We start from the raw sequence: 1214 nt of genomic DNA on the forward strand, positions 1-1214 counted from the left end.
CAGCACGAAGCCGAATTTGTATTGCTAGATCAACTGGTCGAAGAGGATCACCTGCTTCGTAAAATTGATCAGTACATTGATTTTTCATTTATCGTAGATAAAGTAAAACCGTATTATAGTGAGAATAAAGGTCGCCCTTCTCTTGATCCACTTATTTTGTTCAAAATGATGTTTATCGGATACCTGTACGGTATCCGTTCTGAAAGACAACTTGAAAAAGAAATTTACTATAACATGGCGTATAGATGGTTTTTAGGTTTGAACATCAATGACCCCGTTCCTCATCACTCGACCATTAGCTGGAATCGTCGTACTCGATTCAAAGATACAACGATTTTTCAAGATATTTTTGATGAAATTGTGCTTCAAGCCATCAATCATGATATGGTAGGAGGCCGCGTTCTTTTTTCTGATTCAACTCATCTTAAAGCCAATGCCAATAAACATAAATATACGAGAAAAACGATTGAACAAGATACCCAGAACTATATAAATGAATTAGAAGAAGCGATCCAAGAAGATCGGGTGGCACACGGAAAAAAGCCTTTAAAGGTAAAAGAGGAGGTGAAAACGAAAAAAGACATTCGTCAAAGTATGACTGACCCTGAGAGTGGCTATCTTTATCGTGAAAATAAACCGGAAGGCTTTTTCTACCTAGACCACCGTACAACGGATATGAAGTACAATATCATCACGGATGCCCATGTCACGCCCGGCAATATCCATGATTCTATTCCGTATCTTGATCGATTGGATCACCAAATCGCCCGATTTGGTTTTCAAGTAGAAGCTGTTGCCCTTGATTCTGGTTATTTGACAACCTCAATCTGTAAAGGTTTATCGGATCGTCATATTTTTGGTGTCATCGCACATAGACGCTTTCATCCAACAAGAGGATTATTTGAGAAGTGGAAATTTCAGTATGATTCTGAATCTGATCACTACATATGCCCAAATGGCGAGAAGCTATTATATACGACAACTGATCGAAAAGGTTATAGGTTCTACAAATCAGACCCTAAAAAATGCGTATCGTGTCCTTTCCTTGAGAGCTGTACAAGATCGAAAAATCATCAAAAAGTGATCTCAAGACATGTATGGGAGGAACACAAAGAAAAGATCAGACAAAATCGTCTGTCTGCCTCTGGAAAAGAGCTATATAAAAAAAGAAAAGAAAAAATAGAGCGAAGCTTTGCAGATTCAAAACAACTGCA

At 38.1% G+C, this 1214-nt stretch carries 1 protein-coding gene; it reads left to right on the top strand.

Features of this window, described 5'->3' with window-relative positions:
• Positions 1-1214, top strand: a 1214-nt coding sequence (locus tag ACP7A0_RS18640; RefSeq protein ID WP_426005996.1) for an IS1182 family transposase, incomplete at both ends; no start/stop codon positions are given.

Origin of the sequence: Bacillus sp. DWP3-1, assembly GCF_049896565.1 — a bacterium.
GTDB lineage: Bacteria > Bacillota > Bacilli > Bacillales > Bacillaceae > Bacillus.